A 15754-nucleotide genomic window follows, 5' to 3' on the forward strand; every position below is an offset into this window, starting at 1 on the left:
GTACTCGAAACAAGGTCAGTCAGCGGCCGCCGGCCGACCCGTGCCGACGCCGGCGGGCAACTCGGCGGTGACATGGCACCAACCCGCCTCCGTCGTAGTGCGCAGCGTGCCGTTGATCGCTTCAGCACGGGAACGTACCTGAGTCAGTGAGTCGTCGCCGGGGTTCAGGGGGCCGTCGTGCGAGACGCGCAGCCGTACGGTGTCGACGTCGCTGCTCACCTTGATGACACATTCCGTGACACCGCGCAGTTGGACCAGCATCGTGACCGCGTCGCGGAGCACCATCGCAGCGGCCACGTCGTTCTCTCCCACGATCTCGTCACCCGTGACCTCGACGGTGAAATCGATCCCGGCCGCACGCAGTGCCGCGCGGCTCGACTCGATCTCCTTGGCAAGAGAGACGTGCCGGTATCCGCTGGCCAGGGAGCGTACCTCGGCCACCAGCTTGCGGGCGGCGACCAGCACGTCCGTCGTGTGTTCCTGGGCCCGCTGCGGTTCCGCGGCCGCGATCCGGCGGGCCTCGCCGCAGGTCCACATGATCATGGAGAGGTCGCGGTCCAGCAGGTCGTTCACCTTGTGCGCCGCCCCGAGGCGTTCCTGCGCCTGGGCCAGCCGGACGATCTCGCCTCGCATCCGATGGCTTTCCGCGACCATCGTCGAGAGGGAGGCCAGGCCGTACAGAATCAGTCCGGTGTAGAGCGTGGAGAGCACGAAGTGCGCCAGCAACACGGTGTCGTTCTCGATCGCCAGGCCCAGGGCCAGCACCACCGCTCCCACGGCCGCGAACAGTCCCCAGCGCCAGACTCCCCGCAGGAGCAGCAGGATGGAGCCGGCCAGGAAACCCGCCATCGAGCCCCACAGCGCGCCCATCCAGACCAGCGGCAGGAACGTCGCCACGGCTTGGAGCGTCAGCGTCGCGGCGGAGATCGGCGCCGACCGGCCCGCGGGGCCCAGAAACGTGTGGGCGAGTTGCGTGGCCAGCAGGACCGCCAGGCAGATCCCCACCCCGGCCGTAAAGCCCTGAGGGCTACGCCAGAGCATGTTGGTCACCAGAATGGGGATGTAGCCGAGGACGACCGCCAAGGTCAGAAGATGGACCGCCGCCGGCGCCCACACGGGAGAGTTCGGGCCCGGCGAAGCGCCCTTCGCCTGGTCGGCTCGCCCGGCCGACGCTTCCGGGGGGAGGTCGGAGAGCGTGATCTCGGCGGTGAGGCGAAACCAGTCGTGATCCTGCTTCACCTTCAGGCGTCCAGCGAACGAGGCCAGGCGCGAGGCCAGGTTGTCCAGCCCGCTTCCGCTCGTGGACAGGTCCTCGGCGCCGACCCCGTCGTTGGCCACGCTCAGCCTGGCCACGCCGTCGAGGACATCGGCCTGCACCGTGCACTGACGGGCTTTGCTGTGGCGCAGCACGTTGGTGACCGCCTCGCGGAGCACGACGGCCAGCACGCAGTCGACGGCGTGCGTGAGTCCCTCGATCGACGCGCTCACGTGGACGTCGATCTGCGCGGCCGACAGCGTGGACTCGATCGAGGTGATCTCTTGGGACAGCGACAGCTGCTGGTCGCCCAGTGGAATCGTCCGTAGTTCCGCGGTGGCCCGCCGCGCCACCAGCAGCGCCTCGGAAAGCACCGCTTCGGCCTGCTGGGGCGAGCCGGGTAACAGCCGGTGCGCCAGTTCGTTCTTCAAGGTGAACGCGAGCAGGTCGTGTCCGACCACGTCGTGCAGGTCTCTGGCGATACGTACGCGCTCGCGCGCCGCCGCGACCAGGGCGAGCGAGCGGCGGCCGTGCTCCAGGGTTTCCGCGCGCGTGGCGAGGAAACTGATCCCGTAGAGAGCCAGGCCCGTCACGGGGGTGTAGGCCAGGGCGTAGACGAAGCTCACCGCGCCCAGCCCGTACGCCCAGGTGAACGCCAGTCCGGCGGCGCACACCAACGCGAACAACGGCCAGCCGAGCCGAAGAGGCGCCACGAGGAGAACCGACGCCGCCAGCAGGGCGAGCATGTGCAGGGATGACGGACCGATCCACAGGGTCGGAGCGAGGACGACGACCGCCAGCGTTCCCAGGGAGGCTGCCTTCGCCGCGGGCCGCCACAACCACGGCCTGCCGAACGAATGGGCGACCTGCAGGCCGAACGCGACGGCCATACACGCGACGAAGGTCCAGACGCCCAGCCCGTCCACCGACCCCCAGACCTGGTTGACGACGTTCACGGCCGCGTTCAGCAACCACCCCGTGAGTACGCCGGCGGTGACCACCAGTGCCAAGCGTGGCGCCGGCGCCACGACTCCCCCGCTTACCCACATACGTGCCACCCGAGCGCTAGGGACCGACTGCCTGGGGGAGCCTTGGCGCAATACGTCCCCCCATCGCCACCTCCCGCCGGGTGACGCACCGCGCACCCCCGCCGTCAGTCAGGCGCTGCCTGCTCCGCCGAACGGCTAGCTCGATTATGCGCCAGAAAGGTCAGCACATCAAACTCTTGCCATAAGCCGACCACTCGCGGTCATTTACGGGATAGGTCTCCTGAGTATCGTCAGGCCGGTCGTCGGATGTCTCACCTATCACCAGCCCTCCGACACCGGACTCGCTCAACCAGTCGAGCCCCAAAATGCCGGCCGTCACATCGACGTCACTACTGTCGAGCACACCCGCCGACAACCCTATGGCCGCACTCACCAGGAGAAACGTCTGTGTTAGCGCGCCGACATCCTTGAGTAAGAGGGCATAACTGAGTCCGTTGAATTTCCATGATTGCCTGCGGAATCGCGCGGTGAGGGTGACGAGTACCGGCGGATCAGCGGCAAGGTTCGCCGATTGTCGGCTATTCTCAAGCAGTTTGTCTCCGCGAATCGTTACTAAAGTCAACCGATGGGCTAGCGGATCGTAGTGATAGACGCCCTTCTGCACCCCCGCACAGGCACTGACCGTGACGTAGACCTCCAGCCCGTAAGTACCACCCGCGCTTCTGTAGGGCCGATCGCTCGTGGCGAGGGTAGAGGTTCCGTCCTCGTCACCGGTCAGCGATCGCACCCGCACCGTTCGGTACAGGAGCTCGCCGAGATCGTCGATGGTGGGAGCCCGGCCGCCGCATGCCGGCTTCGTGTTGGCCGCCTCCAGCGCGGCGATGAGCGGCGGATCGGTCGCGATCAGCTTTTGCCATCCCGGCCTGGGCAGGTCCACGTGGTTGTCACCCACCGGAGGCTTGACCACGGGCTCGATCACCCTGTGGCTCAGCCGATGTGTCTGACCGAAGTCGTGGTCGTGGCGCCCCTGCGTGGTCCTGCTGTGGAACATCAGGTTGAGCGGGGTCCATGCCCTGTGCACGGGGTCGGCGTCCTCCTCGAAGTCCCCCGTTCCCGACGCCTGGACCACCATCCCGATGTCGAGCAGGCACTGGACGAATCGCATGCTGATCGGGGTCAGCTTCGAGGGGAGCGCCGGACGGCTCAGCCCGCCCACGAGGGACATGGCCTGCGCGTGATGGAGCACCACCCGATGGAGGCAGAGCGGTGACTCCATACGCCAGTCTCGCCCGTCCGAGGCGATCGAGACGAAGCGGGAAAGGCGCACGGGAGCCTCCAGCCGCAGCGGGGCCGGCCGGAACCGGGCCTGCGCGGACATCGGTACCACGGAGAGCAGTGCCTGCCCCTTGTCCGGGCCATAGGAACGGATGACCATCGGGTGCAACTGGACGAGTATGCGATTCAGCGCCTTGGCGTCCGCCGCTCGGGTGATGACGTTCTCCAAGGAGATCGGTCCCAGGCACATGCGGCGTAACGCTTCGACGACCGGCGGCGCGGGCATGGGCAGCCACCGGTCGCCCCACCGGCCGGACAGGGCCAGGCCCTTCTCCTGAAAGTCCAGGTAGACGTCCTCCCGGAACGACCACAGTGCGAACCACATATCTCCACCTGCTTCACAGAAACAACGGGACGGGGTTGAGCTCGTCATACGACCTCGGTGCGGGCAGCCATCCGAGCCTGGCCGGTACGTCGTAAAGCCGGCCTTCGCCCAACCGTGCCCAGAAGTGCCGCAGGCCGGGCACGATGACCTTGACCACCGGCATGCCGATATCCGGCCGCGTCTGGTCCAGCACGAGCAGCTCCGCACCCATCCCACTGGCCAGAGCGCGCATGTGGCCGATGTCGTCGCTCAGGTCCTGGCGCGGCGCGTAGGCATAGTCCCCCGCACGCAGCGGCGTCAGGGCGGGCTCCGGCAGCAAGTAGGGGTGCGCCGTCGCGGTCGCCGTACTCCACTTCCCGAGGTTGCGATCGCCGAGGTCGGCGGCCGACAGCAGCTGGCCCAGTTCGGTGAGCGCTCGCCGCAGGGCGACGTGGGGATCGAAATGCGCGCCGCAGCCGAGCATGATGGACTCCGGCCCCTGGCCCAGCCGGCGAGAGATCGCTGCCATCACGGGGATGCCCAGGTCGTTCGTGACGTCGAGCACCCATACCGTCCTGCCCAGCTCGCGGTAACGCTCCAGGAGCCGGGTGATCCACGGGTCGCCGAACGAGTCCACGTCGACCGCGGGACGGCGTGCGCGGTTGTACCACCACATGGCCACGGCGTCACGCTCGGCGAGTTCGAGAAAGCCCTGGACGATCGCGTCTTCGAGGCTCGACCCCGCGGCGTTGCCGTTGGAGTCGGCCCAGAGCCTGCCGCCGGATCGGTAGTAGAGCAGATCGGTGGGCAGGAAACGCTGCTCCTGGCGGGTGAGCGACCACACCGGCGTCCATTCGGTCACCGTGGTCTCCGTGAAGGGCTCGGGGACCTGATGAAAGAACGTGTGCGTGGCGTTCCAGCGATCACGCTCACCGAACTGCCGCGGGTGGAAGAGCTGGCAGTCATTGGGGTGGATGGCCCGTGCCCCGAGGCCGCGCATCGAGTCGACCGTCGTCTCCTCGTCACCGAAGCGGGACGCGGAGTACCGTTCGACCGCCTCGCACAGGGCACCCACCTTCGCCTCGATGCTGGTGGCGCCCTTCCCTCCGCTCCGTGCCCGCAGGCCCGCCCTGACCCCGTCGAGGTTGTCGGCGCGCAAGGCGCGATTGTGTCCCGCGAGATAGCAGTGGACGAACGCCGGCGATCGCGGATCGCGTTCGATGTCGCCCGTGATGCCGGTGATCGAATCGGCCAGGTGGTGATATCGCTGCCAGACCTGCTCAGCCGGCAGCGCGCGGTGGCCGTTGCCGCGCATCGCGGCCTTGGGCCGGGCGCGCACCTCGACGGACGCCCGCGTCAGCCTCGCGACGAGCGTGGGGTCGCCACACCCGGGACACTGAGGCCGGTGGCCGACGACGTGCCGCCGCGACCGCAGCGTGGTGGTGTCCAGGGTCCACAACGTGGTGAGCAGGTCGTCGCGCTGCGCGCCGCTGCCTGCGGCCAGCCACTTGGCGGCCTGGAGCACCGCGAACTGAATGCCGATCGACCTGGTCACCGGCAACGACGCGAACGGGCCGCGCACCTCGCCCGCGACGCCGAGCACGCGTCGCAGGCAGCTCTCGCCGTACCTTCGCTCGCGCAGCCGGCTGGCCAGGCAGGTCCAGCAGGGCCCCGTTCCTGGGGCGAAGACGGGGCCGATCCAGGTCACCGGGCCCGTGGTGAGTGCCGGCATCCAGGCTCGCCCCGACCTCCGATGCCGAGCGCTGATCTCCGCCAGCTCCTGGTCGAGGTAGTCGTCACAGAAGACCAGCGTGAGGTCGGCGGCGCCGCTCGCGGGGCGCAGTCCCACACTCGCGCACGCCGCCTCCGCCTGCGCGATGTCGCCAACCCCCGTCGACACGATGCCCACGGTGCGTTGCCCCGGCTCGGGGTCCAGTCCGGTCAGATCCCAGTACGCCGCCGCGGCCGCGTCGCCCGCCTGCGATCGGGGGCGAAACCCGATGAGGTTCGCGCTCGACAGCTGGCCGAGTACCTGACCGAGCGCCTCCTGCGACAGGCCGGGCGGGCGGGCGAGTGAGATCTGTTCCAGCGTCCTGGTGCCGTCGAGCAGCGTCACCACCTCGCGCAGGTGCGTGCCCGAAAGAGCGAGCGCCCCGTCGGGTGACAGGACGTAGACGCCTCCCCCCGCCGTCGCTTCCACGCGTACGTGGCGCTTGAAGCCGAGCACCATGGCTCTGGAGGCCGGCATGATCACGCACGGCCGGACGGCCAGGCCGGGACGTTGGCGCCCGGCCGGTCCAGGTTCTGGATGGTCACGGCCGCCTCGTTCAGGGGACTCCCGCCGAGTTGCGGGGCGTCCGCGGCGTTGGTGATGACGATGCCGAAGTCGGCGAAGGTACCCACCGGGTCGGCGAGGTACCGGCCGGCCAGGCGCGGCTCGGACCATGTGCGCATGACCAGCTCCGCGAACCGCCAGTCCTGCTCCTCGATCCGCTTGGCGCTCGTCCTGACCTCTGTCATCTCCGCCACCTCCGCCTGGTCGATCACGTCAACCAGGATTGTGCGGTAGCGGCGGGCTGCCGGGAAGTTATCGACTCACCAGTCCATATGTGACCGATTCACGTCGAAATCGTGAACGGTGTCCTACGTGAAGGTGAACATCCACATTAGGCTGCCCCTCGTGATCATCTCACCTGAGCGTCCGCCGAACGGGGACCCGGGAACCGAGCAGAGCGTACGGCGCGTGACACCCCGGCCGCCAGCCTCTGGAGCGCGAGGCGGCCGGTCCACGCGTGGCCGTACCGCATCCTCGGCGACTACCGCAGGTGCTTCTCCCAGATCGCCTCGTTGAAGGAGGTCCCGGCATGACCGCGATCGAGGCGTTGCGCGGGCTGCCCGTGAGCGCGGGACCGTGAGCCATGGATCTCACCGTCATCGGCATCACCGCCCCTGCCGAGCAGGTCTACCGCTACTTCCTGCGGCACAGAGGCGAGAGCATAAGCTCGGTCCCCGACGCGCTGAGCATGGATTTCGAAGCCGTCGAGGAAGCCGTCGAAACGCTGGGCCGGCTGTCCATGCTGGACCTGACCGATCGCTACCGGATCACCGCCACCCAGCCGCGCGTCGCCATCGAGCGCCTGGTGGAGCGGCGCCTGGAGGAACTCAACGCGGAGACGCGCAGGGTGTTCGCGGCGCGTGAGGCCATCGTCAGTTTCCAGCAGGACACCCACACGGGCGATCACACCCGCGCCTTGGACATCGAGCGGGTGGAGGACGGCTCGCGCGTCCGCCAGCGACTGGACGATCTGGCCTTCCTCTGCCACGAGGAGACGCTGTGCCTGCATCCGGGCGGCCCGTTCAACCAGATAATGATCGACTCGGCGATGCCGCTCGACACGCGGTCGCTGCGCCGGGGGCTCAGAATGAAGGAGATCTTCCACCCGCGGGCACTGGACGAACCGCGCATGGTCTCCTACCTGCGTGAGCTGGTGAACCTGGGCGCGGAGATCCGGATCACCGAGCAACCCATGGACCGCTTGCTGATGTACGACCGCGCTGTCGCCGTCGTTCCCATCGACCCCCGCCAGGACTCCGCCGGCGCGCTCCTGGTGCGAGAACCCGGGCTGGTCTCACAGCTCTACATCTATTTCGAGGGCCTGTGGAAGAACGCCGTGGAACTACGTGAATACATTGATCCGCCGACCGGAAAACCAGATCTCTCCGAAATGGAAAGACGGGTGCTCGCGGCCATCGCGACGGCGGACAAAGACGAGATCGCCGCCCGCACCCTGGATATATCGGTGCGCACCTACCGGCGTCATGTCGCCGACCTCATGGCGCGGCTCGGTGCGGCGAACCGTTTCCAAGCCGCGCTGCGCGCCAAAGAAGAGGAATGGATCTGACCGGCCGTCTAGACGGTACCTGGCCAGGTATTTCCCCCGCAGTTCACGACCTGCGCGGCGGCGGCGAACGCGCTGCCGAGCGATACCACCGCTACCAGAGTTCGCTTCACCATTTCGCTGCTCCCCATTTTCCCGCAGTGCCTGATGCATTCACCACTCTGCGACGCGGGCGACAGAAAGAAAATAAGCGGCGGCTGCAGCAAGCTGCATCAGGAGTTCCGCATCCTGTCATGGAGAACTCCGGCATTCTCCGTGCCCGGCTTTCTGGCTCGGCGGGTATTGGGCGGTCGCCGTGGCGCCTCAGGTCGCGAAATGCTCGACGTCGGCCCGGATCGCCTCGATCAGGCCGGCGGGGTTCATGACGCCGTGCCCCGGCGAGGCGGCGAGCAGGTCGTCGTTGCGCCGGCGGGTGGTGGCGGAGAACGGGAGCCCGCCGGGATCGGCGTACCGGATCGCCCCCGTGGCGTCCCGGCGCGGCAGGACCGCGTTGTGCGCGTGAACGCTGGCGCTGAACGGCACATCGAGCCGTCCGGCGACGAACGCCTTCTCGATACCGCTCAGCAGGTCATCGCCCTGGAGCACCGGCTCCACGAGTTCCACGACCTCCTGGCAGATCCACCGTGTCTCTTCGGCGACGGCGTCCTCGTCCACCCCGAAGCCGGCCCCGAGATAGCCCGAGACGGCCACCCGGGTGGTGCGCAGACCTCGGACGTTCGCCGCGAGATCGGGGATCCCGAACGCCTCCCGATGCGTCTTCACCACGACCTTGGCCGCCCTCCCCCACGTCGCCACCATCCCGCCGAACAGGATCAGGGCGTCCGCCTTGGCGAGATCACGGGGGAAGGCGCCCATGAACTGGTGCAACGCGGGGAACACGGCGGCCCGGTCACCGACGTACCTGCCGGCCAGCACTTTGACGGCACGAAGGGCGGCGACATCCTGTACGGCGTTGCCGCCCTGCGGGTAGGCGATCGTGAGAGCCGTGACGCCTTCGCCGGCCGCGGCGACCGCTTCCAGGATGGAGACGGCGAGGCTGATGCTCGGCGGCATGAGCACCGCGGTCAGCGTCCCGAACAGTTCCCGCTCGACCACGACACCATGCCCGGCCAGCACCCCGCAGGCCCGGTCGATCTCCCGCCAGGCGCGCAGCGACTCCCCGAGGGGGACGTCCTTCACATAAGGCAGGTTGTAGGAGATCCCTCCGCCCTCGAAGGAGGTGATGCCTGAGGCGATCGCCGTGACGAAGAGCTCTCGCGCGTCGGGTGAGCCATGGCGTACCTGCAGCGGAGCGCGGACGGCCGCGTTGAGTTCCCGTCCCCGCCGCCACCCGTGGCTGACGAGCGGGTAGCCGTTGAGCCGCGCCGGGTCACTCGCGAGGATCCGCTGTGCCTCCCCGAAGCGGCGCAACCTGGTATGCGAGTCGATGGTGAGTGTCAACAGGTCGGGGGCCGCCTGCTCTTCGAGCTCGATGAGCAGGCGTTTCATCGCCTCGTGCCCGCCCACGCCACAACGTGGCTGCAGGACGGGCCGCCCGGTGCGGGCCGCGTCCCGCAGCAGATCCACGGCGGAGGGCTTGGCCAGGTCCCGGATGTAGCCGACGCACGCGCCGAGGCCGGGGACGTCGTCACCCGCCTCGGCGTCGATGCCGGCGAACGTCACGGCGCCACTGCCAGGCGGTCCGGCCGGGCGCGCTCGGCGAGCCGCGTCAGGAGACCGGGCAGGTCGGCCGGATCCGCGACGATGTGGTCCACGCCCAACGCCCGCAGCCTCGCGTGATCGGTTTCTCCGTCGCCGCCCACTGCGAGATTTCCTCCCAGCAGCACCGGACACGGCAGGCGACCGGCCGCGCGCAGCAGGGGCAGATCCGACAGGTCGTCGTACGCGTGCCCGTTCATGCTGCCGATGGCCACGGCCAGCGTTTCCGGGTGGTCGTCCACGGCCGCCGCGAACTCCTGGAGCGGCGTGCACACGCCCAGATTCACCACGACGAACCCCGCGAGGCGGAGTGACGCGGCGATGAGCTGGTTGGCCACGGCGTGCGCGTCGCTCGCGGCGACGCCCAGGACCACGGTTCCCCGGTTTCGCGAGGTGGTGGCGGAGGTGGGCAGTACGGGCATGATGCTCTCCTGAACTTGGTCAGTCGTCGAAGGCGAGGAAGACCGCGCGCCGCCCGGCCGAGGTGTGCCGGATCCGACTCACGTCGTAGACGAAGGGGTCGGCGCCCGACAGGGAGTCGAACACCCGGTTGATCGCGGGGACGAGTCCCCACGCCTCCTGGTAGGGCGGCCATCCCGGATGCCCGTCGTCGACGTCTCGCTGCCGGGCGAAGACGTAGTCCGCCCACTCCTTCGACCGGGGGTGGCGATGGTGAAAGTCGTGGCAGACCGTGTCACCGGTCAGCACGAGATACCGGCTGGGGAACTGGACCACGGCGAGTTCGGCCCACCACATCGTCCACGCCGCCCATCGGCGCGCTCCCCGCAGGCCCGGCTTCGGCGGTGGGTGGCACAGGAAGATGGCGTTGGTGAGCGAGGCGAAGTGTTCCCTGCCCTTGCGCACACCGGGATCGGCGTCCGGGGGCGGGAACGTGTGCTTGACGCAGAGCCGTAGCGTGTTGCTGATCTGGAACAGCACGGTGAGCGGCACCACCCAGCACACGAGGAAGGCGCCCCAGAGGCCCGCCCATGTCAGAAAGATGGCCAGCGCCCCGTAGCAGAGCACGGTCAGCACCCTGGCCGCGGAGCCGGTCGTGGACCAGTAGGCGTGCAGCCGGGCGCCGAGGAACCTCGCGTGGTAGGCGACGGAGAACAGCTTGCGCAGCAGGACGCGCCACATGTGCCCCCGTGACATGCCGGGCCGGAGTTCCAGCGTGAGCAGGAACGCCTGCACCGTGGGGTCGCGCAGCGTCATGTGATGCCCGGCGTGGTGGTCCACGACGTGCTCGCGGCTGTAGGCGTCGAATCCCTGTACCAGCAGCAGGCCGCCCAGCACGCGCCCGAGCAGCCGGTCGGGACGTCTGCACCCCCACATGTTGCGGTGGGCGCACTGGTGGAACATCATCATCCGCAGGTTGCGCAGGCCGTGCAGGGTGACCGCCCATCCGGCCAGGAGCCCGGGAAGGGACCACCATCTCGCCGCCGCCAGGCTGAGCGCCGCGAGAGCGACGCCCGTCCCGAGGGACGTCATCGCGGCGAGCAGGTGGAACGTGGGGGTCATGCGCGGCCCGCTCTGCCCCTTGAGGGCTTTCCCGGTGAGGAAGGTGAGAGGGAGTTGCAGCGCTCCGGGCAGTTGGCGTAACGCCTCCCTCGGATCCTCCCGATGTGTCTCGCGGAGGCTCAAGCCGTTGTCCGGCATACGTTCTGCTCCTCTGCCGCCGGTTCGTACGCACGCGGGGACCGTTCGGAGTGGCGCCGGCTCATCCAGGCACGGCGGAGACCGGCTCCGGCGCGTAGCCGATGTCCACGGTCCGCTCGACCTGGTCGATGAGCCGGGCCAGCTCCTCGTGGGTGTCCACCTGGCCGCAGCAGGCGTACATCTTGCCCCGCACGCCGTGCCGCCAGTCCGCGACGGCGCCCGGCTCGGCCTGCATGGTCAGCCGGGTGACGCCGGGGAGTGCACGCGCCTCGGCGACTCCGTCGACCCGGGTGACCTGACTCACCCGCATCGGCGAGGTGCCGTAGTAGTGGAAGACCACGCCGCCGGACGGAGGAGCCGGCACGTCCACATCCTCGCCGAGGGCGATCCGGGCGCCCACCGCCACGAGGTTGAGGCCACGGCCGCGGAGGAAGAGGTCATAGATGTTCCCGCCGAGGCGCCCGTTCATCTCGATGACGGCGGGCCCGTCCGGCGACATCTTCAGCTCGGTGTGGCATATGCCCGTCCTGACCCCCAGGGCGGCGATGGCACGGCCGGCGACGTCCTCGATGGCCGCGGGATCCCATCCGTCCAGCCGCGCCGGCAGGTACCCCCCTCTTTCCCGGTACGGCGGCGCGAGGGCGAACTTGCCGGTGATGCCGAGGTGTGTGACAGCGCCCGACGAGACGATCGACTCGACGGAGACGTAGTCACCCCACGGCCACCCGACGGAACAGCCGGTCATGCGCTCTTCCACGACGTACGCTTCCGCGTCCCCGCGGGCCGGGCGGGCGAGCAGCCCGGCGGCGACGTCGAGCAGTTCGCCGGCGTCCTCGATCAGGTAGGTGTCCCGTGCTCCGGCCCCCACATTGGGCTTGAGGACGCACGGGAAGGTGACACCTGCCGCCGCCGCCCGGGCCGAACCCATGTCGTTGACGAGGAATGTCCTGGTGGAACTCACGCCGGCGGCGTTCAGGATCATTCGCTGGTCGTGCTTTCTGGTCAGGTCGCGCACCACACGCGGATCGTGGAAGGGCAGCCCGAGCCCGGCGGCCACGTGCGCCGTCCACTCCAGCTGGAACTCGCTGTAGGTCACGATGCCGTCGGGAGCGTACGCCGCCAGCAGCCCGGCCACCTCGTCGTACGGCCGGCCGACCACGTCGCAGAAGAGCCCGACCCGCGAAATGACCTCCATGGCCCGCTGGTTCCTGCCGGGTTCCGGACACACGAAGAGCGGCTCCGCGATCCCGGCGAGCGACATGCTTATCTCCAGCGGAGAAGCCGCTCCCACGTCATATACCACCACGACACGTTTCAATTCCGTCTCCCGAATCGTGAAACCGAAAGAGTGGAGGGCGGTAACGCCTCCTCCTGCCGCATAGAGCTGTTTATGTGATGCTCCGGCCGGGAGTCAACATCGAACAATCAACGCCATTCGGCGGCCCGGGCCTTGGCATGAAGAGGACACCGCCCTGCAACTTGCTGTCCGGCCGCCACCTGGCCACCTGCCCACGTCCCGGCAAAGCTGAGGGCAGGTGAAACGGAAGGTACACGACTGCGATCTCCGGCCGGAGGTGCGAGAGCACGCCTGTGACGTCGGCAGAAAGGACGCGCCGTGAGCGAATTGGCTACCATGACAACGACGCAGGTCATGGAAATGTCCAGGGAATCCATTCTGGAGACGGTCCCAATAGCGGACCTCATTACCACGGAAACACCCAGGCTGACCGGCGAGAATTTAGCGCACATCAGCATGCTCGCCCAAATGGAAGGCGGCCTGCCTCCCATCATCGTGCACCGGCCCACCATGAAAGTAATCGACGGAATCCACCGTGTGCGGGCGGCGCTCATGCAGAAGCGCGGATTCATCGACGTCATCTTCTTCGACGGCAGCGAGCAGGACGCGTTCGTCCTGGCCGTCCAGGCCAACGTGCGCCACGGCCTGCCGCTCACGCTTTCCGACCGCTCCGCCGCCGCCTCACGCATCATCCGATCGCACCCGGAGTGGTCGGACCGCGCGGTCGCGTCGGTGAGCGGCCTGTCCTCCAAGACGGTGGCCGCCATCCGGAGGAGATCGGCAACTGAGGATGATGCGCAGTTGCACACGCGCATCGGCCGGGACGGCAAGGCCCGGCCACTCAACAGCGCCGAAGGCCGGCGCCTCGCGAGCATCCTCATCAGGGAGAAGCCGACGGCATCGCTGCGCGAGATCGCCCGGCAGACCGGCATCTCCCCCGGCACGGTCCGCGACGTGCGCCAGCGCCTGGTGCGCAACGAAGACCCGGTCCCGCCTCGGCAGCGAAGGCAACACGGCCAGGGACCGGCCGCCCCGGCCCGCCCATGTCAGACGGATGCGGCCGACGCCACCGCCCGGGGCACGCATCTGGTCAAACGGCCGAAGGATCATGGTTTGACGATGCGCGCCCTCGTTCGCGACCCGTCACTGCGCATGTCCAGCGCGGGCAGGCTGCTGCTGCGCTGGTTCGGCTCACACGTGACGGACGAGCAGCGCGCCTGGCTCGTGAGGAACATTCCGGCCCGGTGGTGCGAGGCCATCGTCGAGTTGGCCCACGCCCGGTCACGGGACTGGCACCAGTTCGCCCTGGACATGGAGTCCCGCAGGACGTGACGCGGCCAAGGGCCGGCGCACTCGAATCTAGGGAGACCGTCCGTGCTTGAACGCTGGATGCTGGAACACCGCCCGCCGAACGGGCGTACCCGGGCCGTCGTCTACACCGTTCCCGCGGCGGGCGCGGGCGCCGCGGCCCATCGCGAACTGGCAGGGGAGCTTCCGGATCGGCTCGCCGTCTTCTCCTTGCGTCTGCCGGGGCGGGAGAGCCGGTTCTCGGAACCCCCCTTGCGCACCATGACCGAGGTGATCGGCGCCTATGGCGAGAAGCTCGCCCGGCACGCGCGCGGACACGGACTGCCGTTCGTCCTGGTCGGCGACTGCTCCGGCGGACTGATCGCCTACGAACTGGGTCGATCGCTGGAACGGCGGGAGAGCGGGCCGCCCGAGGCCGTGGCCGTGATCGGCCAGCACGCCCCATGCGCGGGGGACGCGCCGTCGGCGCTGTCGAGCCTGCCCGAGGACCGGTTCCGCGCGGCTCTGGTCGAGGAGGGCATCCTGTCCTCCGAGGTCGCCGCCGACGACGCCATGTTCGCCTTCTTCGGGCCCGTGGTGCGCGCGGACCTCGCGGTCGCGGAGACATACCGATGGCAGGCGCGGGAACTACCGCGATTCCCGATCATGGCCTTCACCCGTGACCACCTGGACGCACGGACGGAAGCGAGCCTGCTGGCCTGGACGAAGGCCACGCGAGGCGGGGTGAGGCTGGTCGCCCGCGCGAGCTCGGCGACCCAGCTCGCCCGGCTTCTGGACATGGAGCTCGACGACCTCCTCGCCGCACCGCGCTGATGTCCGTGGCCGGCGCAGGCACCTACACCGATGGGAGACACAGATGCATGTGGACGAGGTGACATTCGGGCGGAATGTCGTCCCCTACTATTCGGGATTCGACTGCAACGCGGAGATCAGTGAGCTCCTGGCGCGAGAGCTCGGAGGGTACGGCCACGTCGCCATGATCATCGACTCCGCCGTATGGAGCCACGCGGAGAAGCTGATCGAGAACATCCGGCATGAGCTGAGAATCGTGCCGGTGATGGTCGCGGCGAGCGAGCAGAACAAGTCTCTCGCCGCGGTCGAGCGCATCGTCGACCAGCTCATCGACCAGGGCGTCGGCCGGAACTCGGTCGTGGTCGCGATGGGCGGCGGCGTACTCGGCAACATGGCCGGCCTGGTCGCCGCGCTGCTGTTTCGCGGGCTGCCCCTGGTGCACCTGCCCACGACGCCGGTCGCCGCGTTCGACGCGGTCATCTCGGAGAAGCAGGCCGTGAACCTCCGGCGCGGCAAGAACCTCTTCGGCGCCTACCTCATCCCGTCCCTCATCGCGTGTGACCTGGCCTGGCTCGAGACGGTCCCGGACGATCAGATGCTCACGGGGCTGGCCGAGATGGCCAAGAACGTACTCGCCGCCGTGCCTCACGACGCCGGCGATTTCCTGGCGGCCGTGGTCCAGCGACGGGAGTCGCCCGATCGCGCCCTGAGCACGCTGCTGCGCATCGGGGTCGAGGCCAAAACGCCTCTTCTGGCGATCGACTCCCGGGAACGGAACGAGGCGATCCTCTTCGAGTACGGACACACCGTCGGCCACGCCGTCGAGTTCGCCTCCGGCGGAGCCATCTCGCACGGCGAGGCGGTCGCCTGGGGCATGCTGGCCGCGGCCGACATCGCCCGCGAGACACAGGGCCTGTCCGACGACGCCGTGCGGACGCATCATCGGCTCATCGATGTTCTGGCCTTCGGCAGGGACCGGTTGCGCGCCGTACGACCGGAGGCGGTGAAAGAGCTGCTGATCACCGACAACAAGCGGGGATACCTGCCGCTCGGGGACGACGAGGTCGCCATGGTGCTGCTGGAATCCATCGGCCGGCCCGTCCGGTCCGGAGGCCGGCCGCTGGTCGCCGTGCCCCGATCCGTCGTCGACCGGGCCATCGAGGCCCTGTGGTCGTCCGAGACCACTCGTCTATCCGCCTGACCCGTCCACCACACGAG

12 protein-coding genes are annotated in these 15754 nt (G+C 68.8%); 4 read left to right on the plus strand and 8 right to left on the minus strand.

From position 1 onward, the window contains the following. Positions 1 to 15: 15 nt before the first annotated feature. From ACFWY5_RS45810 to ACFWY5_RS45825, 4 genes are all read right to left on the minus strand, one after another. Positions 16 to 2283, minus strand: a complete 2268-nt coding sequence (locus tag ACFWY5_RS45810) for a sensor histidine kinase (RefSeq protein ID WP_379638631.1) — start codon at positions 2281 to 2283, stop codon at positions 16 to 18. Between the two features lie 181 nt (positions 2284 to 2464). After that, the gene (locus ACFWY5_RS45815; RefSeq protein WP_379623362.1) at positions 2465 to 3904 is read right to left on the minus strand and encodes a SagB family peptide dehydrogenase; all 1440 of its coding nucleotides are present in this window, start codon (positions 3902 to 3904) and stop codon (positions 2465 to 2467) included. Between the two features lie 13 nt (positions 3905 to 3917). Then, positions 3918 to 6131: a TOMM precursor leader peptide-binding protein gene (locus ACFWY5_RS45820; RefSeq protein ID WP_379638632.1), complete on the minus strand. Its 2214-nt coding sequence runs from the start codon at positions 6129 to 6131 to the stop codon at positions 3918 to 3920. A 2-nt stretch (positions 6132 to 6133) separates the two neighbouring features. Further along, positions 6134 to 6430 (minus strand): hypothetical protein, encoded by a 297-nt coding sequence (locus tag ACFWY5_RS45825; protein ID WP_379638634.1) that lies wholly within the window; start codon positions 6428 to 6430, stop codon positions 6134 to 6136. A 371-nt stretch (positions 6431 to 6801) separates the two neighbouring features. Here ACFWY5_RS45825 and ACFWY5_RS45830 point away from each other — a divergent pair, with 371 nt between their 5' ends. After that, positions 6802 to 7785 carry a LuxR C-terminal-related transcriptional regulator gene (locus ACFWY5_RS45830; RefSeq protein ID WP_379623356.1) on the plus strand — a complete coding sequence of 328 codons (984 nt, stop codon included), beginning with the start codon at positions 6802 to 6804 and terminating at the stop codon, positions 7783 to 7785. Positions 7786 to 8085: 300 nt separating this feature from the next. Here the strand turns inward: ACFWY5_RS45830 and ACFWY5_RS45835 are convergent, their stop codons facing one another. The 4 genes from ACFWY5_RS45835 to ACFWY5_RS45850 all read right to left on the minus strand — a co-directional run bounded on the left by ACFWY5_RS45835 (position 8086) and on the right by ACFWY5_RS45850 (position 12400). After that, the gene (locus ACFWY5_RS45835; protein WP_379638635.1) at positions 8086 to 9444 is read right to left on the minus strand and encodes a methylaspartate mutase; all 1359 of its coding nucleotides are present in this window, start codon (positions 9442 to 9444) and stop codon (positions 8086 to 8088) included. After that, positions 9441 to 9902, minus strand: a complete 462-nt coding sequence (locus ACFWY5_RS45840) for a cobalamin-dependent protein (RefSeq protein WP_379623352.1) — start codon at positions 9900 to 9902, stop codon at positions 9441 to 9443. The genes ACFWY5_RS45835 and ACFWY5_RS45840 overlap by 4 nt, the downstream gene beginning before the upstream one ends. A gap of 19 nt (positions 9903 to 9921) precedes the next feature. Beyond that, on the minus strand, positions 9922 to 11139 hold the full coding sequence (locus ACFWY5_RS45845; protein ID WP_379638636.1) for a fatty acid desaturase: 1218 nt from the start codon (positions 11137 to 11139) through the stop codon (positions 9922 to 9924). A 61-nt stretch (positions 11140 to 11200) separates the two neighbouring features. Beyond that, positions 11201 to 12400, minus strand: coding sequence for an ATP-grasp domain-containing protein (locus ACFWY5_RS45850; RefSeq protein WP_379638637.1), 1200 nt, complete (start codon positions 12398 to 12400; stop codon positions 11201 to 11203). A 354-nt stretch (positions 12401 to 12754) separates the two neighbouring features. On the opposite strand from ACFWY5_RS45850, the gene ACFWY5_RS45855 reads away from it, so the two are divergent. The 3 genes from ACFWY5_RS45855 to ACFWY5_RS45865 are packed head-to-tail and all read left to right on the plus strand — an operon-like array spanning position 12755 to position 15737. After that, positions 12755 to 13768 (plus strand): winged helix-turn-helix transcriptional regulator, encoded by a 1014-nt coding sequence (locus ACFWY5_RS45855; RefSeq protein WP_379623346.1) that lies wholly within the window; start codon positions 12755 to 12757, stop codon positions 13766 to 13768. Between the two features lie 42 nt (positions 13769 to 13810). Further along, positions 13811 to 14557, plus strand: coding sequence for a thioesterase II family protein (locus ACFWY5_RS45860; RefSeq protein ID WP_379623344.1), 747 nt, complete (start codon positions 13811 to 13813; stop codon positions 14555 to 14557). A 43-nt stretch (positions 14558 to 14600) separates the two neighbouring features. Next, positions 14601 to 15737 carry an iron-containing alcohol dehydrogenase gene (locus ACFWY5_RS45865; protein WP_379638638.1) on the plus strand — a complete coding sequence of 379 codons (1137 nt, stop codon included), beginning with the start codon at positions 14601 to 14603 and terminating at the stop codon, positions 15735 to 15737. Positions 15738 to 15754 lie beyond the last annotated feature (17 nt).

It is taken from the genome of Nonomuraea sp. NPDC059007, from assembly GCF_042740555.1.
Taxonomy (GTDB): domain Bacteria; phylum Actinomycetota; class Actinomycetes; order Streptosporangiales; family Streptosporangiaceae; genus Nonomuraea.